Genomic DNA, 20,209 nt, shown 5'->3' on the forward strand with positions numbered 1-20,209 from the left:
TGCTTTTGGAATAACCTTTTCGTTGTTAAATTCCTATAGAGTTCCACGCACCTTTGGGGAGTTTTAGAAAGGAGATTTCTTTAGGTGCAATTCAAGTTACTTAAGGGCTTCTTGAAGAGAATTATGGATCAAAACGAAATCCGTTAATCCTACAATATCCATTACCTTTCTGAAATGTTCATTCAGACCTGCGAATTCAACCTTCTTTTTTGTCTCGGAAGCTTTTGTAATCAAGCTGATGAGGGTCGCAATCCCGGCCGAATTGATGTAAGAAGTCCCCTGAAAGTTTAGAATCACACGATCTCGTTTTTCTTGAGGGATAGATTCGTATTTTTCTAGAATTTCCTCATCCGCTTCCGATGTAATTTCCCCTTCGATATGGATGATCGGAACGGAGACGGCAAGATCTACAGAAACTTTGAAGTCGTCGGGCATAAAGAAATTTTACAACTTAAAAATCGCTAAATTCTATGAAAGTCAATCGAATTACGCATAATTTCCGAGTTCGGTCGGAGACAATTGGTCAAATTGTCTTCCACATTTTTTGCAATAAAATTTAACAGCCTTCGGTTTGCATGAAATTCCGAAGAGAATCAAAAAGATACCGAATTTGGAATATATTTTCTCTTCTCGACTATTGGGAGAAGTTCTGCTGACTCCGCAGTCTTCGCCACAGGGAGGAAGTGGGTTGTTTAAATTCACAAGAATAATGTAGCTTAGGGGTCAAAAAACGCCAATCGAAAAAGTAGAAATGGATCGGAAAACTTTTGTTTTCCGATCCGAGAGAAAATCTTAGTTTTGAGAAAGATGAACTACATATTTTGCAAGTAGTTTGAGATTTTCATCACCTAAGAATTTATAAGCGACCATCGGGCTGTTTGGAATTCCGTTGTTGAGAGTTTTTAGAACTCCCGCCTCTGTATTCCCATTTTTCCACTGCGAAGCAGGGGCCCTATAGTTACGAGGTTTCGGATTGAGACTTGCTGCAGCGGCTCCGTCTCCCGCTCCTTTTTCTCCGTGACAGGAAGCGCAGTTTTGGTTAAAAATTTCCTGTCCCTTTTGAAGTTCGGGGCTGAGAGCTGAAGCGGACTCTGTTGCAGTAGGAGTGGACGCCGTTTCAACCGGTTTTTCGGACTTATCTCCACAGTTCAAAAAAAGAACCCAAGAGGTAAGAGCGATAACGATGGAAAGGATCATATTTTTGGAGTTCATCGAAAATCACCTCTATTTAGCAAGCCAGCTTATCTTGTGAGGAAAATTCATGATAGGATTTTTTTGTCAGACAAATGTCATGGGATTGATTTTTCTCGGGATTTCGGGGATGAAACGAGGCCAAAGATGAATCCGATTCCGGGCTCATCTCTTTGGAATTGAACGGGAAGGTCGATTTTTACCGATTCGGTTACGGGAACATCGGAAACTTCTCCTTCTAAAATTCCCATCGCCTTGATTCCTTCTTCCAACTCTACAACCGCCAAAACATAAGGTGCTCTTTGGGTGAGATGCCCGAAACCTACGTGAACTACTGTATAAGTGTAAATCTTACCTTTACCTGAAAATCGAATTTCGGATATTTTAGAATTTCCGCATTGAGAACAAGCGATCAAAGATTCCGTCGTTTGGAAACCGCAGGAATCGCATTTTTTTCCTTTCAAGATTTTTAATATAGTTTCAGACATATTTAAACTCTTTCCGAATCGCGCATCGATTGCCTAACCTGAGTGTGTCGATCACGAAAGCCCTTTGAATTTTGTTTCCCAAGTTCCGATGACCGTTCGCTTTTGCATTGGGATTTTATCGTTAGATAAATTAGTATATTTTAATGTGTTAATTTGAAAAAGCTCGTCGAATGTATCGATTAAAATCTTCCGTAATCCGTCGAACCATTTTCTGATTAAAAGCGGAATTTTTTTGCGCTCATTCGTTTTTAAATAGTCTTCGACATTCCAATCTTTACATATCTCCATATTCCGCAAATCTAAACAAGCTTTCAATTTAATCCATACTTTTTTCATAGACTTTGCAGATCGTATTGATTCTACAGGTTTCGCAGAGTTCCTTATCATACATTGATTTACATTTTTTCAGGATTCCCAATCGACTGAGGGCAAAGTCACCTTTGACTGGATCGTCCGGAAAAATTTCCCGGAAAAAATTTGTGATTTCTTCGGCTTTTTTCCAATCCGGTGTTTGACGGGAACCTATCTGCAAAACGCTTGCAATTCTTTGAATGTGAATATCCAAAGGAAATTGTAATTCCGAAGGAGAGATTGTGGTATAAATTCCGAAATCCGGATATTCTTTTCGAACCATCCATCGAAGATACATGGAATATCTTTTTAGGGAGGTCGTTCGAACTCCTTGTCCGATTAAAAATTTATATCCGTAACTTTCCGTTTGTTTTTCATTGATCTTTCTGGATTCCTCTAAAAACCGAAGTTGAAAAGCAAGAATTCTTCGTCTTAAAGTTCCTCCCTCCGTAAACGATTTTTGATCTTTTGTAGAGAGTTTGAATTCTCCTTCTTTGGGCATGGAAAAGAGTGATTCAAGTCTATGATCTTTTGTTTTTTGGAGTTTGTTTTGAATCGTTTGTAAAAAAAGATATATATCGGCTGGTTTTTGAAAACGATAGGATTTGAGTTCATTTTGGATGTATTTGAGATCTTCTTTTAAAAGAAATTGATATGGAGAGTTTCCGCAAAGTGTAAAAAGTTTTTTGAGATGTTCCTTGATTGAGGTCACGTTTCCGTAGGAAAATAAAGCGGAAATGAATCCGGAAACTTCTCGGTCTTGAAGATTCGAGTAAGAATGGGGAAACTCTATCGGATCCGACTTGAGATACTGGGGTGTTTGGTATTCTAAGAAAATTTTTTTCAGAACCTGTTTGATTCTTTGAGAAGGGTGTTTCAAGATTCTCTTTTCTTTTTATTTGCCAGATAAGTTCTTGACTGTAGTTCTCTGGAAAGAGCGTTTTCCATAAAAGCAGACGCTTCCCATAAAAGGTCGGGATCGATTCCCGTAGAGATCCCCGATTTTTCTAGAAAATATACCAAGTCGTCGGTAGCTAAATTTCCAGCGGCTCCTTTGGCGTAAGGACATCCTCCCAGGCCTCCCGAAGAAGAGTCGAAAGAACGGAGTCCCATTGAAAAAGCTTTTTCCACGTTTGCGATCGCCATTCCGTACGTGTCGTGAAAGTGTCCAGCAAGTTTATTAGCAGGAATTTCTTTGAGAAGACGTTCTAATAATACTTCTACTTCTGCGGGGACTCCCGTGCCGATGGTTTCGCCGAGCGAAATTTCGTAAGCGCCTAAATCCAAAAGAATTTTGGAAACGTTTAGAACCTTATTCGGATCGATCTTACCTTCATAGGGACAATCGATCACGGTGGAAACATAACCGCGAACTCGGATACCGTCATCTTTCGCAAGTTTGAAGATCTCTTTGAATCCGTCGATGGATTCCATGATCGTTCGATTGATATTTTTTTTTGTGAATGATTCGGAAGCCGCCGTAAAAACCGCAACTTCCTTATAACCTGCGTTTTTAGCGGCTTCATAACCTCTTATATTCGGAGTCAATGCCGAATAACGAATATCTCCGTTTAGATCCAAAAGTGCGGAAAGTTCCGAAGCATCCGCCAATTGAGGAATGGATTCTTTTTTTACAAAAGACGTTGCCTCTATGTTTTTTAAACCCGCTTGAACCAAACGTCGAATGTATTCCGCTTTGATCTCTGTTGATACCGCACGTTTTTCGTTTTGAAGTCCGTCGCGCGGGCCTACTTCTGTGATTTTTATTTCCATTTTCCTATCATCCGATCCTTGTATGGAAAGTCGGCAAGCTAAATATCCTGATTCTTTGCCTATTATCAAAGTTTGTTCCGAAACCGTCATTTGTCTAAAACCTATCTCGAAAATATTTGAGAAGGATCGGAATCGTCGTTTTAAATAAAGATAAAGTATTTTTGAGATAGGTTTTAGTAAGACTTAGAATTTCTTTTACTTAAACTATAAATTATATAATCGCACATATGAGCCCGCTTAGGTGACTAAATGAATGAGCAATGGAATCTGTTTTGCGATTGAATAGTCGGATCTGAAAGATGATGGCAAAGGGCATCTGCGTTTCTAAAATTCTATCGAGGGCTTCGCAATTCCTGAAATCTTCCGTGACACGTTTGTTAGAGATCGGGTGGATCCATGAGCGTCAGTTCGAAGAATCCATAAAATTTCATTCTTAAAAATGGCGATGACAAGTTTGATAGGAATGTCATTATAACCTCTTGTTTGAATGCTTCTTTCAAAAAGAAAAAACATCGGGCCGAGATAGACCCCGAGCCCGATGACAGGATTTCAAATCAAATTTTCTAAACGATCAACCCGGATGACTTTCACAATATCCTTCCGGAATCGTAATCTCCAAAAGTTTTTTATACCCGTTGTTTTTAAGATCCGATTCCTCAATCCAATTTCCACGATTGACTTTTAAATCAAAGGTGTGCTTTCCTTCCATATAGGAAGGTTCAGCAACTAGATAATAAATCGGAAACGTTACGGTAACCGTCTCCCCTGGTTCAATGGACTCAAGTCCTATTCCATTTCCCCAAACTCCATTCCCTTTTCCCCATCTTTCTCCGTTTGTGTCCAACGCGTTTATGAGGCCGACATTTAAATTTTGTGGGCTCGGCGCTTTTCCGATATTTTTTACTTCGGCGGTAATATACATCATAGGTTTCCCCGCTCTGCACTTCATTCCGCTTGGATAGATGGATGCTCGTGGAATGATCAAATCCGGTTGCGGCTCGTTGGATTGAACCTTAATCGGAATGCAAGCCGTATTATTTCTTTCATCCGACTCAGCTACTTTGGATCCAACATCCACCCTTGCACAAAGAAAATAATTACCCGATGGAACATTGTTAGGAATGAAGTTAGAACCCTCGCTCACAAATACATGAGCACCCGTAGTTAGATCCGGAGTGTTGCTGATTCTTCCGCCGCCTAACAAGCCGTCTTCCTTATAATCCGGAGAATAAGGAGCATATCCTTCGGGCACGATCGTGTCCTTGGACAATATGAGATCCACCATGTAACCTTCATTACCCGGGCGACTTCCATTTGCTGACGAATTTCCTACATTGGAGACTTCTACCTTTAATTTCTGAGAAATGTCTTGTCCGGGTTTTACTTCGGTTACACCGTTAAGAGCGACAATCAGATCGGGAGAACCGGATTCGGTCGGTTTAGCTCCACAATCAAAAGTGGAAGCAAACGCGGACCGACTATCTGTTTTGGAACCGTCGGTCACACCAATAAATTCGGATCGAATTTTTAGTTCACCATTCGGGTCTACGATACTTTTAATATGGTATCTAGAGAGGAATGATAAATTTTGAATTTCCCCAGGACGTAAATTTCCAATGGCATTGTCTATCCCAATATCGGGTTTTACGTTGGGCTTTGATTCGACAGACGGTGCAAGTTTGAAATGCGGATTGAAGATGCCATTTCCTCTGTTTTTTACTTTTAAAGTAAAGTGAAAGAAGCATTGATTGTCATCTGCGGGATCGATCCAAGCTTTAAGATTTGGATCGAAGAGAACCAAATCAGGTTCACCTTGATTTACATTTAAATCTTCAAAATTCGAAACTACTTGAGCGCCTGCTTCCTGAGAATCAGCCTCGGAATTGGTTAAACCATTCACACCTGAAGATTGCTTGGGACTTAAAAGTAGCAACAAGGATGAATTGTCGTTTCCCTCTCCCTTACAATACGATGTTAAGCATAAGATAAAGAGAGTAGTTGTTATCGTCTTCCATAGGAATTTTTTCATTGTCATCTCCTCAAAAATTCACAAATAGATGAACATTTCTTTTTGACTTTTAAATCAGAGAAAAGAGGCCAAGTTATAACTTAATGCAAAAACTGAGAGAAAATGAATCTAAATCTTGAAATTTTTTTCCTAAAAGGATCATTCCAAGGAAATACTACACATTCAAAAGAAACTTTTATGTTCAAAATCTCCTTTTTCAACGTAGAAAATTAAAATTTCCGTCATTCGAAGAACAAACATTGGCGCAAAGTATTTTGTAACTGTATTAAAAGCTTATCAATTATCAATGCGGAACTCTTAAGCTTCTATAAGAGGGTAACGTCGGCTTTGGCCAAGTCTCTTCCGTTTAAAAGCGAAATTTTTGGAGTTCTATTCTGTAGGAATCAGTAATAGAAATTTAACAACGATAAAATCCGTTGTTCGAAATTCCGTAAAATAACGTGAGCAGGGTCGTAAGAAATTCACGATTTATTTTTTTTGTAGGAAGTTTGAATTTGAACTTTGTAAATCTATTCTTAAAATGTGGGAACTATAGCAAATCGCGATTTTACGAATAAATTCTAAAAGTAGGGACTCCTACTTTTAGAAAATTCTTTCTCATTTGCTTACGACCCTGCTCACGTTAAAATAAATTTTTACCAAAAGGAGACGGAATCTATAAAAACTACTGCGTTTTATTACGAACTTGCTGAAGCTGATCTTTTTTCAGGTTTTGAGGGGGCGCTTAAGATATAAAAAACCCGAAAAGATTACCCTAAAACCTTTTAAATGGACTGTCGAGCGTACTTTTGCTTGGTTTAATGCTTTTAGGGGAATAAAAACTTGTTGGGAATTCAAACTCGAAAGTTATACTCCATTATTTCAAATCGCAGTTGCTATCATCTTAATTAGAATGTGCACTTAATAGGTTTTGGGCACGCTCTAACAAGAAATCCTGAATCGAGATCGGATTTCGATTCGACTGGCAATTTTCTTTTTAGCATTTCGTTTGTCGGAACAATTTAAACCGACGTTGTTACAATATTGACAAGTGGAAATTCTCAAATGGCCGAGTTACTCAAAGATCTATATTCACAAAACGTGTTGGAGAAAATCGCGGATTCTTTTTCGAAAGAAATTCCTTTTGTTGCTTCGGAAGAATGGATCAAACGATTCAAACAAAAGGATTGGAAACAGCTCGAACTCAAACAAAGAATCCGAAGGATCGCGGAAACTTTGGCGGAAGACCTATCGAAACCGTTTCCGAAAACCTTAAAACCTTTGCTCAAAATTACGGATTCTCTTCAAAAGAAGTTCGAAGGGAAGGAAGTTTTTCTCACGATTTTCTTAGGGGATACCGTTGAACTTCTCGGGATCGATTACCCGAACGAATCCATGATCGCCTTTGAAAGAATCACGCAATTGATTTCTTGCGAGTTTTCGATCCGTTCTTTTTTAATCCGACATTCCGAACTTACTTGGAATCAGATGTTGGATTGGTCTTTACATGAAAGCGCCGATGTGCGGCGTTTGGCTTCCGAAGGGAGCAGGCCCAGACTTCCTTGGGGAATGGGAATTCCCGGTTTAAAGCAGGAACCGCAGAAAACCCTTCCGATCCTGGAAAATCTAAAAGACGACGTCGACGAAGTCGTTCGCAGAAGCGTTGCAAACCATTTGAACGATATTTCCAAAGATCATCCCGGATTGGTGCTCAATATCGCGGAAAAATGGGCAGGTTTTTCGAACGAAAGGGACGCTCTTTTAAAACACGCGTTACGCGGTCTTTTGAAAGAAGGAAATTCCCAAGCGATGAAAATTTTCGGTTTCGGTTCCAAGGTAAATGCAAAAATTCTAGATTTAAAACCGAAGTTTCAAACCGTAAGAATCGGAGGGGATCTTTTTTTCGGATTTAAAGTTCGATCTTTGGATACGAAACCGAGCCGTCTCAGAATCGAATATAAGATTCATTATGCAAAGGAATCCGGTAAAACTTCGAGAAAGGTGTTTCAAATCGAAGAAAGAACGTTTCAACCGAAAGAATCGGTTTCGTACGATAAGAAACAATCCTTTAAGCAGATGACGACCAGGATTCACGTTCCGGGTAAACATACGTTGGAAATTCATATCAACGGAATTTTAAAATCGAAATTCGATTTTAAAGTCGTCCGCTGAGGCGGATGGAGTTGTTAGAGTCGTTCGGAAATTTTTTAAATGTAGGAACTCCTACAGAAAAAATTTTTCGGATCAGCAATCGTTCGAATATGCGACGTAATTTGTAGGAACTCATACAAAACGATTCGGATTCGATACTCAATTAGAACGACTTGTAGGAACTCCCATATTTTTTTGAAACATAGGATTGTTTCCGTGCGTTAGGGATGTGGAGCGTGCGAACGCCCGATCTTTGTCGGATTAAATCCGATCGAACGCAAAAATTCGTAAATGTTCATCGAACTTCGGAGCTTGTGCGGGAACTCTCCCATTTTTTGAAAAATTCGTTTCGTTTTTAAGATTAAGTAAACAATACTCCATAAACGATCACGACAATTCCGCCTAAATTGGCGATAACACCGATTGCTCCTAAAGACTTTCCTAATATAGGATTTTCTTGAAATTCGTCTTTAATTCCTTGAAGCCAGTTAACCGTGTCCTTAAGCGCCAAGAAAAGGGAAGAAATCGCAAAAAAGGACGCGCCGATCGATTCAAGTGTTTCGGATAAATGCGAATATCGAAACGCGGCCACCAATCCCAAAAGCATGGCACCTTGCATCAAGGAACCGATATGCGCCGCCTGCAAATAACGCGAGGGAAATTCGGTTTTCTTTCTTGCGAGCGCATACGGAAAACCGGTGAGACTTCCGTAAGCCAAATTCAAGACGGCTGCGGTGATGAGTATCATTTCGGATAGAATCATAGTGGACCTTGTTTAACGGAAGAACGTAAATTATGATTCGGATCGTGTCTATCAATAAAACGTAAAATTTGGAATTCAGTCTCTTTTCCAAAATACAATTATCAAAAAATAACATTTCACTTTTTGAATATCTTGGCGAGAGGCACGCCAAAAACTAATAAAAAAACCCCGTTGAAATCAACGGGGTTTTATTTCCATTTCGTTTGAAAGAGAGTAGGTTACGGTCTTACGGAAATCACTTCGTCCTTGTTCACAAGGTTTACGATGTGTTTGTATTCCGGAGAGTCTTTGCCGTATTTCAACTCGGTTGCTCTGAGAAGGTGAACGTTTTTCTTGTAACGGTATTTGAACATCTGATCTTCAGAGGCTCCGCCGTATTTTTTGATCATGTTCTCTTCGAAAGCGTAGCAACTTGCCAGATATTTGTGAGCAGGATATTCCTTCTCGTTTTCATCGATTTCGATATAAAGTTCGAGAATGGGGATACACTGCGGAAGATTTTGTAAATCATACTCAGTGAGAATCCATGATCTATAAGTGTCGGAAAGAAGTCTTTTGAACTCCGGTCTTTCTCTCAAATCTGGGTTTTTAATTTCATCTAAGTGATTGATCGCCTTAGTGAAATAGTTCAGAGCCTGTTGTTTCGCAACGAGTTTCTCGCGAGAAACGACACGGTCTTCTCTTGCTTTGCGGTCGACCTTTTGCCAATACCATTTTTCATCGAGACGTTTTTTCTCGGCTTCTTCTTTACGGTATTGTTCCACGGATTCTCTCATTTTGAGAACCGTGTTTACTCCCGATTGGTAATTGGATAATGCCAGCCTAAATTTGTTGTTCGCGAATGCCTTGGAGAGCTGGTGGAGTTCTTGGAAATTTTTATCATAGCCCTTAAAATCAGGGTTTTTCCACAGAGCTTCTTGTTCCTGGATTGCTTTTTTACGACGTTTCTGCTCTTCCGTGAGGCTCTTGTCATCGTCTTCGGGAACCAACTCGCCTTTTAGCAGCTCGTCAATTTTTTCTACAGCTTGATTGGCTTGCTGATTATCGCCCTGATTGTTTTGCTGAGCTAAAACAGACAGGTTGAGTCCCAGCACGGCCAGAAGAATGAATATGCTTTTCATCACCTTCATAATGCTCACACCTTTTAATTCTCTTTCAATGGTATTAGGGAAAAGGTACATCCTGTGCCTTCTCTCCTGTATATCTATCGGACTTCGGCCCTTAGGATATAAACTAAGAACGAATTTTTTTTCCACTTTATTCTAGAGAAGGGACATAAAACATCCGATTTCTGGAATTCAAAAAAATCTTTTGTACTTTTTGGAAAGTTTTCCTGGAGTTGAAAGTTTTCCCTACTTTCTATACTTCCTTTGATTTTTCCAGCAGATTCTGTTTTCAGAAAAGGTTTTCCTTCTTTCTTTTGATGAAAAAATTGGAATTACCAGTATGATTCTTAAGAATTACACATCCGCCCGAGAAGGAACCCCCGATTGTCCGCAATGTGCGGGAGTGGGATTTTCCCTTACCGAGAATGTTTCCGGAACCCATTCGGGTGTACTTTCTATTTGCCATTGTATTTCCGAGAATTGTCCCTGCAAAGGTAAACCTCCTTGGAGAGTTTATGACGAGGCGCTTGGCAAAATGATTCCTTGTGTTTGTCATAACGCGAGAATGGAACTGGGGGTTTTGGAAACTATATTCAAAAAATCTGGAATTCCTCCCAAGTATCGTTATAGAACTTTGGATCAAACAGACCATAGCGCCGCCGTGGGAATTTCTTTTACAATTGCGCACAATTGGGCTCACGATCTCGTACACAAATGGAATGACACAGGGTTTAAACCGCACGGACTGTATCTTTGGGGAGGACCGGGAACTGGAAAAACTCTTCTCGCCTGTATCATACTCAACGAATTGATTTTTCGATATAAAACAAATTGCAAGTACGCAAAGATCAATCGGGACTTTCTCAATACGTTGAGAGAAACGTATCAAAAAGATTCCGAGACTCACGGGATGGAAAAAACCATCGAAACGTTGTTTGCCGAAGTCGAGGTACTGGTGTTAGATGATTTTGGAGTTCAAAAGGAATCTGATTGGTCCAACTCAAAATTGTACGATCTTATTGACGCAAGATACGAGCAGGAAAAACTCACCATTCTCACATCCAATACTTCTCCCGCAGAATGGAAAGATAAAGCCGAAGGTAGAATTTATTCCAGACTTCGGGAAATGACCGAAGAAGTCCATTTAGAATGCGCGGATTATCGTTTAAAACTTTCTGAATCTGGAGGAAGAGGATGAAAGAAGCATTTCTTTCCTTAGGATCCAATCTTGGAAATCGAGCAGAGTTTTTAAAGATCGCCATTCGCAAATTGAAGAATACGATCGGGATCGAAGTCATAAAAGAATCGCCGCCATTGAACACAGTGGCCTTGGAAGTTACCGACCAACCGGATTTTCTCAATCAGATTCTAAAAATTGAAACTACTTTCAATCCGGAAGAATTGCTTGAGGTCGCGCTTAGAATCGAAAAAGAAATGGGCCGCGTTCGAGAAATCGAAAAAGGACCGAGAGAAATTGACATCGACATTCTTGCTTACGACGTGATTACGATGGATACTCATAATCTGCATCTTCCCCATCATTCTCTTTTTACTCGTCCTTTTATCCGAGAAATTTTGGAATCGATCGGCGAGGGTTCTTTATACGAACGTTTTGCGGGAGGCGAGTATGAAAAACATACATAAAATTTTTTCCCCTGAAAAGAAAGGAAATGAAAAAATTTCCATAGTTACGTGTTACGATTTCAGTTTTGCGAGAATTCTTAACGAAACGCCGATCGATTCGATTCTCGTAGGCGATTCTCTGGGAATGGTATTTCAAGGAAATTCAAGCACACTTCCCGTAACCTTGGAAGAAATGATCTATCATACAAAAGCGGTTCGTCGAGGCGCTCCCGATAAATTTGTCATAGCCGATCTTCCATTTTTAAGTTATCAGACTTCCATCGAAGAAGGAATTCGCTCCGCCGGAAAAATGATGAAGGAAACCGATTGTGATGCGATCAAGATAGAAGGCGGGTCCGATTTTATCTGCGAGTTAGTCGCCATTCTCAAACAAATCGGTGTTCCGGTCATGGGACATTTGGGGCTCACTCCTCAGAGTGTTCATGTGTTCGGCGGTCATAAAGTGCAGGGGAAAGGGGAAGAATCCGGTGCGAAACTTCTCAGAGAGGCGATTGCGCTTTCCGAGTCAGGCGCATTCTCCATCGTTCTGGAGATGATTCCCGCGGAGCTAGGACAACGAGTAAGTCGGGAAGTGGGAGTTCCCACAATCGGAATCGGAGCGGGTCCCGATTGTGACGGACAAGTTCTCGTATTAAACGATTTGCTCGGATTGGATGCAAACTTTCAGCCTAAGTTTTTGAAGAAGTTTTCCAATCTACATTCTATCGTAAGGGATGCGGTTGGAAATTATAACAAGGAAGTAAAATCCGGAGAGTTTCCGGGGAAAGATCATAGTTTCTGATGAATTCTTGACGATAATCGGAGACATAGAAGGTTGTTAACTTAAGGGAGAATATCCCATTTTGGAGTGAAGTGTGGACATAGTTGAGTTAGAGAAAGGCCATCCGGAAACGGAGAGCAAAATTAAAGAACTGGCAAAGGAATGCGGGAATCAAACCGAAATCATTCGCGGCGCTGCGGTATCGGATACGATTCATTTTATTGGAGATACCCGCAAAATTTCCGAAAAAGAAGGCTATGTCAAAGAACTCCCCGGGGTTGCTAAAATCTGGAACGTGTCCATTCCTTATAAAAACATCGCAAAAACCGCGGCCGGTAAAAACGGAGAAGTGGTTCACAGAGAAACAAGAATCGTAGAAGTCAAAGGTCCCGACGGACTGGTTCGTAAGTTTGGAACGGGAAAACATATCTTTATCGTTGGACCGGATTCTCCTCAAACCTATGAACAAACTTTGACGATCGCAAAACAAGCGGTAGAGCTCGGAAAAAAATACAATATCTTAGATAGAATCATCTTTCGAGGCGGAGCTTTTAAACCTCGCACTCGTCCTACCGACTGGAGAGGTCTTGGTTGGGAAGGAATTGCGATGATGGATAAGGTAAAAGCCGAGACCGGTCTTCCTTACGTGACCGAAGTTATGGATCATACGATGGCCGAAGAAGTCGCCAAACACGCCGACATGATTCAGATCGGAACCAGAAACGCTCAGGACTTTGAACTTCTCGAAGCGGTGGGAAGAACGGGAAAACCCGTGATTTTAAAACGCGGTTTTGGTAACGAAGCAGTCGAATGGTTTTCCGCAGCGGAATACATCGCTAATCAAGGAAATTTGAATATTATACTTTGTGAAAGAGGAGTGAAAACTCTTTTTATCAAGGAAGGCTACTGCAGAAATACTCCTGACTTAAACGTAATCACTCACGTAAAAAATCAGACGATTCTTCCGGTGATCTACGATCCTTCTCATGTCGCGGGAGACGACAAAATTGTAATTTCGAATCTTCTCGCATCGCTCCCTTTCAATCCGGACGGTTCCATCACGGAAACTCTTCACGTCGAAGAATTCAGAAAGGAACAGATGTGCGACGCGGCTCAGGCTCTTCTGATGAGCATTTACGAAAAAGCGGTTCAATCGATTTTGAAATACGAAGAGGTGATCCGTCCGATTACGGACGAGGCGGATTCTTATTTCCTGAAACGCAAATCGGGAAAGTAAAAACGCGAATTTCGGGCGAGTCAAGATTTCGATTCTTAAAAGGTATTTCCAAAATAGCTGCAAACATTAAATGCGTGTTTGTTTGAAAATACCGGATTAAAGCCGGTATTTGATACGCAAAGGCGGTCTTAAAATTTCAGGATCGCTTTTTTTATTTGGGCGCGTCTCTCGCCAAAAAATGGAATATTCTTTTTAGATTGTGCTTCAAGTCGTATGCCTTCGGGCTCTCGCTCGTTCTTTTCGGCCCGCTCACGTGGAGTTTTTCGGTGTCACTATGTTTTGTTAGAGTTCTTACGAGGTGGAAAGAATCTGTGTTTTTAAAGATGATTTGTAAAATGTCCGATGATTTTTCAAAAAATTTATAACTTCTATTCTGAATGGATCGTTTGAATACAATTTTATCTTTTTCAGCCACAATGTTAAACGAAGTGGGATATTTCCTCCGAACATCTTATTGAAAATGAAGTGTGTTTACTAAACATACATAGAACACATCAGTTCTATTTTAAAAAAAGTAAATTGGCGAATAAACTGAATACAACGACTCTCTGAACACGATCCATAGGAAAACATTCAGATAGTTTTCTTTCTAAACTATGTTGGGCCAACACTTTCGTATTTGTTATATCAAGCTCACGTTAAATAGGATGCAACCTTGTCGTTTTATCATGGCTGCTCATTTCTCTTTTTGAGTATAATGAAATATTTTTTTTCTCAAATTCTTTGAGAATATTTTAATCACGAATGTTTTAAAAGAAATTAGGAGAAAACATAAAAGTGATAAAAAGTATAAGTTGCAAGATGATGCTGACCTTTAGCATGATTTTTATTTCGTTATTAGGATGTAGTAAACAAAATAATGGTTCAAAGAATGATCGTAGTTTTTGGGCTACTTTGTTGGGAACAACTACGCAACCTACAATGAAATCGGTGACGCGAAGCGTTGCTTCGTTAAACGAACCAATCGGTCTTAGATCTGCTCAAGTAGAAAGTGAAAATGATCAAGACTTTGACGTAAAAACGGATTCAAAAAAAAGAATTCTCATTCCGGCGGTTGAATTTTCCAAGCCCGATAATTTTTCAAAAAAGACCGTACAAAGTATAATTCTTTCGGAATGTACCGGAAGTTTCGTTGCTAATTTACAACCGGATGAGTTTGTTACGTTCTTGAGAATGCACGATCTTGATTGTATCGATAATTTTGTCTGGGAATACAATCAGTATTCAAATTCGATTTATTCTCAAGCGAATATGATTGCCGTAGTGAAGCAATTTAACGATCTTGTTCCTTCTTACGATGGTACGAATGATTTAAAATTTTTGCAATTGTACAGAACGTTTTGGGCTGGATTCTATTTAAAATACTACTATCCGTCCCTTCCATTTGATCGAAATCAAATCTCACAAGCTTTGATCAATCCGTTGCAGACTTTTGGAAATAGCGGCAATTTCTTAGATGGAACCGAAGAAGCCGGAGAAATTTCACATTCCTTTTTTGTAACGGTGAATAACGCAGAAATTGGAGATGCTCTTTATTCGAGTATTCTCGCGTTTCTCGAAATCACTTTAAGCGATCAGCAGAGATTAACTAGTTATTGGCAGAACAATGCTTTGTTTGCCGTTTTCAATTTGATATCTCGTCAGACTCATCCTAGTTTTCCTCAATTTCTAGCGAGTATCGATGTTGTATTGATTGATAGGCTATCGGAATTAGCTTTGAATACGAATTTCAACACAGATTCCCAAGTTTGGATCATCAATACTGCGATCTACAGTTTAAATAATATCTATCTTTATCTTCCTATTTGGCAACCGATGATCACTTTGGCTTTGACCGATGTTCTAAGCACATATCCATATCTTTCGGAACTGAACCTCCCCCGAATGAGTGGACACGGCTGTGCATCAAAAAAGGATAAGAAAGCATGGCTCGTAAAACACAGTATGATGAAGATTTCAAGAAGAACGCGGTAGAGCTTTTGATAAAAACAAAAAAGTCAATAACTCAGTTGTCGAAAGACTTGGGGGTCTCGGTAAATACACTGATAAACTGGAAGAAAAAATATCTAACTGATGATGGACCGTTCAAGGAAGCGTTAGAGACTGAAATAATCAGCCTCAAAAAAGAATTAGCGGAAGTAACGGAGGAGAGGGAGATATTAAAAAAGTCCGTGGCCATCTTCTTGAAACCTCGGAAATGAAATATTCGTTGATTCAAAAGAAACATTTATCTTTCCGAATAGAGAATATGTGCAGAATCTTGAATGTATCTAAGAGCGGATATTATGATTGGTTGAATAGATCGGATAGTGAGAGAAGAAAATCGAATCAAGAATTAGATATAAAGATCCAACATCTGTTTCATAAGGAGCATGAAGGTCGAGCTGGCTATCTTCGGATTCACCAAGATCTACGAGCAGAAGGACTTCTTGTATCCAAGAATAGAGTCTACAGAAGAATGCGTGAAATGGGCTTAAAAGCCGATATGAAGCGTTCCTTTCGTCCTACGACCACCGATTCGAAACACAAACTTCCGTTGGCTCCCAATCTTTTGAATCAAGACTTTCAGTCATCGAACTTAGACAAGATCTGGTTATCGGATATCACATATATTCCTGTTTCTGGAAAATGGGTTTATCTATTTGCAATCAAAGATCTATTCAATCGAGAGATCATCGGTTGGGAGTTGGGCTCTACATTGGAAAGCAAACACCTTCTCAAGGCTTTTGAGAAAGCGTTGATTCGAAGAGAACATCCTAAAAAAGTAATATTTCATTCTGACAGAGGAGTTCAATATGCAAGCGAAGACTTTAGAAAAACATTAAATACGAATGAGTTCATTCAGAGCATGAGTCGGAAAGGTAACTGTTATGATAATGCTCCGATGGAATCGTTCTTTAAAACTTTAAAAGTTGAGGAGGTTTACAAAAGAAAATTCAACACTATAAAAGAAGCTCAATATTTTCTATTTGACTATATCGAAAGATATTACAATAGAAGGAGAAGACACTCGGCTTTAGGCTATCTTACACCAGTCGAGTTTAGAGAGAAAATTACTGCATGACCATGTCCGTTTTTTCGGGGGAACTCCAAATCCAAATCCGACATTAGGAACGATTTGTAACTCTTCGATTGCCACGGCTTCGTTTCCAAAAACTGCGACGTATGACGAAATGTATCAGTTTTTAAGCTGGCAATTTAACGATTTGAAATCGGAAATTTTTACGATGAGGCCTCCGCTTTATAAACGAATTAACTGTGGTTTAAATTCTATTACGACAGTCGTCCCAAACCAGACGACCGGTGATAAGTATCTGACTGCAACTTCGACTTGTAGCCTCTAAATGACTTCGGCTTCTTCGTCCAAATTATTTTTGGATGAAGAAGCCGTTTAGAATGATATTCTGAACTTCCCCGTTTAAGCGGTTGATTCCGTTCACAGACCGATTTGACATGATACCTTCGCTCCATTTCCATTACAGAAACTTCATCACTACTACGAGTCCCTGTGCATCGCATCCGTACTCTCATTCCTATGAGTCCTTCTCACTTAAATTTCTCCTTTAGCATCAATACGACAGGTTCCCATGTTCCAAGTTAGAGCCTAAATTGAATTCACGCCGCCTATATGCCCGGTCGCCATGGTCAGTAAACAGATTTCTTCCGCACACTTCTCATGGGCTATCCCAACTTTTCCCATTTTTGATGACTTATTGAATTGTATCTCGACGCGTCGTCAGCGGCTCACTTGCGTTCGCCTCTTTTATTCTCACCTGACGTTTTCATTATGCCTTTTCCTTCAACGCTCACGACATTGACTCTTTATCAATGCCGCTTGAGGTGTTTGAAGCCTATTGTAAGCCGACTTCTCATCTCTATCTCAGTTTGTATGGCACACGTGGGAATTACAACAAATCACGATTTTACGAATAAATTCTAAAAGTAGGGACTCCTACTTTTAGAAAATTCTTTCTCATTTCCTTAGGTCGAACTCACGTTAAAATAGGTAATCTTAGGAAAGGGCGTCGTTCAGATATTTAAGAAACGATTGCAGGATTTTATACGACTCAATCGTATTCTTGATGAAATTCTGCGCCAAAAGGTCCTCGTCTTTCAGTCTTTTTTCCACGATATAACTCGTATATTGAATCCATTCTAAGTCGGGGTGATCCTTGGCGAAACCTTTCGGGGCCGTTTTCAATTTCATATCCGCAAGTCCGCCGAATTCTTTAACAAACTTTTTTTCCTGAACTATTTTTTTTAGAGATTTAGAATCTTCTAATATATATTCGCGAACTTTTTTCAATGTGGGAGAATCTGGCATGTAAAGACCGCCGGCGAGAAAAGATTCTCCTCCCGGTTGAACGTGAAGGTAAAAGAGAGGTTTCCCTAAATCCTTACCGGTTGCTCCTATACTTGCGCCGAAATTAGTTTTGTAGGGTTCTTTATTTTTAGAAAAACGAACGTCTCTATGGATTCTAAAGATACATTTTTTTGGATCGACTTCAGCCAAGGATGGGTTTAATTTCGCTAGCCCTACAATCAATTCCGTGATTAAATTTTCAAAGTCCGCCTTAGCCTCAGTGAATAGATCCTTATTCTTTTCCAACCAAGGTTTATTGTTGTTCTTGGCCAATTTTTTGAGAAAGTCGAGAGTGGATGGACGTAACATGAAAAAACCTTTCGCATAAGAATTTTGTCCGATCTTTCTTCGATCAAGTCAAAAATGAATCAACAAAGTTGGGACTTGAATGATCCCACTCACGCGAGTTTGGCGTAAGAAATGCGTTCATTTTTCCGTAAAAACAAATATATGTGGGAAAAGATTAAGATTCGATCAAACCCGCACGGATTGCATACATAACCAAATCCGCAACCTTATGAAGATTCAACTTTTTCATGATGTTCGCTCGGTGAACTTTTACGGTGGCCGGAGAAATTCCTAAAATTTTACCGATGGATTCGTTGGAGTTCCCTTCGGCGACCAGTTTTAAAATTTCCCTTTCTCGATCCGAAAGAACAGAGAACGCTTTTTTGGCGTCTTGATTTTCTTCACCCGGTTTTCCAGAACCTACAAAACCGGATAGGAAATGGGCGGTGATTCCGGGGCTTAAATACGTTTCTCCTTTGTGAACCGCTTCGATTGCGCGAAGGAGATCATTGCCGGCGTCGTCTTTTAAAACGTAACCGTTGATTCCTAATTCCAATAATTTCTGAACGTATTCTCTGTTGTCGTGTCGGGAAAGAATGATGGTCCGAATATTCGGATAATGTTTTCTTAGATTTTTGACAAGATCAATCCCGCTTAAACCGGGCATAGAGATGTCGGTAATTACCAAATCGGGATTCAATCTACCGATTTGGTCCAGAGCCTTTTCAGCGTCTCCGGATTCACCGCAGATTTCAAATCCGGCTTGTCCGGAAAGGATCATCTTAAGTCCTTCTCTAAGAATAGCGTGATCATCAACTAAGAATATTTTTGTGTTAGTAGGTTTCATATTTTTTTGGCGAATGTGTTTTTGTTTTTTCTAAAGGAATTCGGACGATAAATTTAGTTCCTTTTCCCGAAGAGGATTCGATCTTAAATTTACCGTTTAAATCTTCTACTCTTCTGCGGATATTTTCAAGTCCAAAACCGGAGGACTTGGCTCTTGCTTTTTTTTCCTGGAAACCGATTCCGTTGTCCTTTGCGTCAAGGAACAGCTGTTTTCCTTTGACATGAATCTTGAGATAAATTTTTCTTGCTTGAGAATGTTTGATCACGTTCTGAAAGATTTCCTGAACGATTCTAAAAACTTGATTTGCGACCGTGGATTCCAGGTCCGGTTTCAGATTAAGATCCAAATCGGCTTCCACATCCATAGACGGAAACAAATCCGAACTCAAAGCGCGAATCGCGGCTTCCAAACCGATTTCCCGAAGAGTGGAAGGATGTAAGTTCGTGTAGATATCTCTCAGTTCTTGACTCGCTTTATCGATTAAAAGAAGGCCGGTATCGAACTGAGCTCCGTAAACTTTTGGATTTCTATTGTATGCTTGGAAGTTGAGTTTGGCTGCGAGAATTGTCTGACCGACTCCGTCATGTAGTTCTCTGGAAAGTCGAATTCTCTCTTCTTCTTGAGATTGTAAAAGTTTGGTGTGAAGGCTGGCGATTTTTCTTTCCAACCTTTTATTTTCCGTAATATTTTTGAGAATGATTCCTATACTTTCCCCGAAACGAAACACGGAATAACCGTAGTAAATCTTTTGTTTTTTGAATTCTTGGTTCTGAACCATTCCTTTTTTGGAAAGTTTGATGTTCGATTCCATTTCCTCTTGATCCGCCGGATTAAGACCGAAGATCCGAAACAGATTTTTGCCCACCAAATTGCGAGAATTTCCTGCAAATTCTTTCCGAAAGGATTCGTTGGCAAATAGAATTGTTCTTTTATCGTCGATAGCGACGATAGGAGAAATTTCCTTGAGAAGGTTGAGAAAGAATTTAGGCGAAAGTCCTGACTTTAAGATAACCGGGGGGAAAAGACTTTTTCCAATCTTAGGTTTTAAATCCCGCATAAGAGGTTAAAACAATATTACTTTGCTTCAAAGAAAGAAAAGAAAAAAAGAAATTCCGGGGAAAAATCCCGGAAAAAAGAACTACGTTATTTCCCTTAAATCGCGATTCTTTTGAAGACGTTAGTTTGTTCGTCTTCGCCTTCGTAGAGTTTGAGTGAACATTTCCACTTTGAGTGGGATTT

Annotated in this window: 20 protein-coding genes and 1 pseudogene; 9 read left to right on the forward strand and 12 right to left on the reverse strand. The window is 39.9% G+C overall.

Annotated elements, in window-relative coordinates; genetic code table 11:
- Nucleotides 1–96: 96 nt before the first annotated feature.
- The 7 genes from LEP1GSC062_RS02085 to LEP1GSC062_RS02125 all read right to left on the reverse strand — a co-directional run bounded on the left by LEP1GSC062_RS02085 (nucleotide 97) and on the right by LEP1GSC062_RS02125 (nucleotide 5,832).
- Nucleotides 97–435: an STAS domain-containing protein gene (locus tag LEP1GSC062_RS02085; RefSeq protein ID WP_010577106.1), complete on the reverse strand. Its 339-nt coding sequence runs from the start codon at nucleotides 433–435 to the stop codon at nucleotides 97–99.
- Between the two features lie 51 nt (nucleotides 436–486).
- Nucleotides 487–702 (reverse strand): hypothetical protein, encoded by a 216-nt coding sequence (locus tag LEP1GSC062_RS02090; protein WP_004506920.1) that lies wholly within the window; start codon nucleotides 700–702, stop codon nucleotides 487–489.
- A gap of 90 nt (nucleotides 703–792) precedes the next feature.
- Nucleotides 793–1,212 (reverse strand): c-type cytochrome, encoded by a 420-nt coding sequence (locus LEP1GSC062_RS02095; protein WP_020983178.1) that lies wholly within the window; start codon nucleotides 1,210–1,212, stop codon nucleotides 793–795.
- Between the two features lie 77 nt (nucleotides 1,213–1,289).
- Nucleotides 1,290–1,679, reverse strand: coding sequence for a Zn-ribbon domain-containing OB-fold protein (locus tag LEP1GSC062_RS02100; RefSeq protein ID WP_010577104.1), 390 nt, complete (start codon nucleotides 1,677–1,679; stop codon nucleotides 1,290–1,292).
- Between the two features lie 316 nt (nucleotides 1,680–1,995).
- Nucleotides 1,996–2,910: a TIGR02757 family protein gene (locus LEP1GSC062_RS02110; protein ID WP_010577102.1), complete on the reverse strand. Its 915-nt coding sequence runs from the start codon at nucleotides 2,908–2,910 to the stop codon at nucleotides 1,996–1,998.
- Nucleotides 2,907–3,803 (reverse strand): hydroxymethylglutaryl-CoA lyase, encoded by an 897-nt coding sequence (locus LEP1GSC062_RS02115; RefSeq protein WP_039940944.1) that lies wholly within the window; start codon nucleotides 3,801–3,803, stop codon nucleotides 2,907–2,909. Before LEP1GSC062_RS02115 ends, LEP1GSC062_RS02110 begins: the two co-directional genes overlap by 4 nt.
- Before the next feature lie 571 nt (nucleotides 3,804–4,374).
- A complete protein-coding gene (locus LEP1GSC062_RS02125) occupies nucleotides 4,375–5,832 on the reverse strand; it encodes a CARDB domain-containing protein (RefSeq protein WP_020983257.1) in 1,458 nt (485 codons plus the stop codon).
- 733 nt (nucleotides 5,833–6,565) lie between these two features.
- Here LEP1GSC062_RS02125 and LEP1GSC062_RS23815 point away from each other — a divergent pair.
- Nucleotides 6,566–6,736 (forward strand): annotated as a pseudogene (locus LEP1GSC062_RS23815) (IS5/IS1182 family transposase); the annotation flags it as partial.
- Nucleotides 6,737–6,876: 140 nt separating this feature from the next.
- Nucleotides 6,877–7,983: a DNA alkylation repair protein gene (locus LEP1GSC062_RS02135; RefSeq protein ID WP_020983202.1), complete on the forward strand. Its 1,107-nt coding sequence runs from the start codon at nucleotides 6,877–6,879 to the stop codon at nucleotides 7,981–7,983.
- 340 nt (nucleotides 7,984–8,323) lie between these two features.
- Here the strand turns inward: LEP1GSC062_RS02135 and LEP1GSC062_RS02140 are convergent, their stop codons facing one another.
- Complete coding sequence (locus tag LEP1GSC062_RS02140; protein ID WP_010577096.1) at nucleotides 8,324–8,725, reverse strand: hypothetical protein; 402 nt, start codon at nucleotides 8,723–8,725, stop codon at nucleotides 8,324–8,326.
- 218 nt (nucleotides 8,726–8,943) lie between these two features.
- Nucleotides 8,944–9,855, reverse strand: a complete 912-nt coding sequence (gene fcpA, locus LEP1GSC062_RS02145; protein WP_010577095.1) for a flagellar coiling protein FcpA — start codon at nucleotides 9,853–9,855, stop codon at nucleotides 8,944–8,946.
- Between the two features lie 316 nt (nucleotides 9,856–10,171).
- On the opposite strand from fcpA, the gene zapE reads away from it, so the two are divergent.
- The 7 genes from zapE to LEP1GSC062_RS02185 all read left to right on the forward strand — a co-directional run bounded on the left by zapE (nucleotide 10,172) and on the right by LEP1GSC062_RS02185 (nucleotide 16,536).
- Complete coding sequence (gene zapE, locus LEP1GSC062_RS02150; protein WP_010577094.1) at nucleotides 10,172–11,029, forward strand: AFG1/ZapE family ATPase; 858 nt, start codon at nucleotides 10,172–10,174, stop codon at nucleotides 11,027–11,029.
- Nucleotides 11,026–11,475, forward strand: coding sequence for a 2-amino-4-hydroxy-6-hydroxymethyldihydropteridine diphosphokinase (folK, locus tag LEP1GSC062_RS02155; protein WP_010577093.1), 450 nt, complete (start codon nucleotides 11,026–11,028; stop codon nucleotides 11,473–11,475). Before zapE ends, folK begins: the two co-directional genes overlap by 4 nt.
- Nucleotides 11,459–12,256 carry a 3-methyl-2-oxobutanoate hydroxymethyltransferase gene (gene panB, locus LEP1GSC062_RS02160; RefSeq protein ID WP_010577092.1) on the forward strand — a complete coding sequence of 266 codons (798 nt, stop codon included), beginning with the start codon at nucleotides 11,459–11,461 and terminating at the stop codon, nucleotides 12,254–12,256. The genes folK and panB overlap by 17 nt, the downstream gene beginning before the upstream one ends.
- Nucleotides 12,257–12,329: 73 nt before the next feature.
- Nucleotides 12,330–13,472: an N-acetylneuraminate synthase family protein gene (locus LEP1GSC062_RS02165; protein WP_010577091.1), complete on the forward strand. Its 1,143-nt coding sequence runs from the start codon at nucleotides 12,330–12,332 to the stop codon at nucleotides 13,470–13,472.
- 921 nt (nucleotides 13,473–14,393) lie between these two features.
- A complete protein-coding gene (locus tag LEP1GSC062_RS02175) occupies nucleotides 14,394–15,446 on the forward strand; it encodes a peptidase (protein ID WP_010577089.1) in 1,053 nt (350 codons plus the stop codon).
- Nucleotides 15,398–15,673 (forward strand): transposase, encoded by a 276-nt coding sequence (locus tag LEP1GSC062_RS23820; RefSeq protein ID WP_010577088.1) that lies wholly within the window; start codon nucleotides 15,398–15,400, stop codon nucleotides 15,671–15,673. Before LEP1GSC062_RS02175 ends, LEP1GSC062_RS23820 begins: the two co-directional genes overlap by 49 nt.
- Entirely contained in the window at nucleotides 15,670–16,536 is an 867-nt protein-coding gene (locus tag LEP1GSC062_RS02185; protein WP_010577087.1) for an IS3 family transposase, read from the forward strand. The genes LEP1GSC062_RS23820 and LEP1GSC062_RS02185 overlap by 4 nt, the downstream gene beginning before the upstream one ends.
- 948 nt (nucleotides 16,537–17,484) lie before the next feature.
- Here LEP1GSC062_RS02185 and LEP1GSC062_RS02190 read toward each other — a convergent pair.
- The 3 genes from LEP1GSC062_RS02190 to LEP1GSC062_RS02200 form a co-directional block, all read right to left on the reverse strand.
- Nucleotides 17,485–18,144 carry a DUF2461 domain-containing protein gene (locus LEP1GSC062_RS02190; RefSeq protein ID WP_020983282.1) on the reverse strand — a complete coding sequence of 220 codons (660 nt, stop codon included), beginning with the start codon at nucleotides 18,142–18,144 and terminating at the stop codon, nucleotides 17,485–17,487.
- Between the two features lie 154 nt (nucleotides 18,145–18,298).
- Complete coding sequence (locus LEP1GSC062_RS02195) at nucleotides 18,299–18,970, reverse strand: response regulator (protein ID WP_010577086.1); 672 nt, start codon at nucleotides 18,968–18,970, stop codon at nucleotides 18,299–18,301.
- Entirely contained in the window at nucleotides 18,957–20,027 is a 1,071-nt protein-coding gene (locus LEP1GSC062_RS02200) for a sensor histidine kinase (protein WP_010577085.1), read from the reverse strand. The genes LEP1GSC062_RS02195 and LEP1GSC062_RS02200 overlap by 14 nt, the downstream gene beginning before the upstream one ends.
- Between the last annotated feature and the right edge of the window lie 182 nt (nucleotides 20,028–20,209).

It is taken from the genome of Leptospira alexanderi serovar Manhao 3 str. L 60, assembly GCF_000243815.2.
In the GTDB taxonomy this organism is placed as follows: domain Bacteria; phylum Spirochaetota; class Leptospiria; order Leptospirales; family Leptospiraceae; genus Leptospira; species Leptospira alexanderi.